General features: G+C 62.4%; 1 protein-coding gene. It reads right to left on the bottom strand.

Translation table 11 applies throughout. From position 1 onward, the window contains the following. Positions 1-229, bottom strand: a 229-nt coding sequence (locus AC0L3B_RS40530; RefSeq protein ID WP_473383759.1) for a hypothetical protein, incomplete at both ends; no start/stop codon positions are given.

The following is a 229-nucleotide window of genomic DNA, read 5'->3' as shown; positions in this document are numbered from 1 at the left end:
TGCTGTGTGGTTTTTTCTGGGGCGCGCGTAATACGCCGCTGGAATGGGCCGGGGTGATTCTGGGCATTATCGGCACTCGCCATTGCGCCCTGGGGCAGCGGCAAGTGTCGGCTCCACACCGAACCGAATGCCCAGGACGCCGCCGCCATCAACAGCAACACTGCGCCCAGCGGGCTCGATTGCAGGGTGCTGCCCATATTGAGCATGGCGATGCCGATAATGCCCAGAA

It is taken from the genome of Bradyrhizobium sp. Kon56 (genome assembly GCF_055807635.1).
The sequence above is the reverse complement of the archived record's forward strand: the minus strand, read 5'-3'. Positions and strand labels throughout refer to the sequence as shown.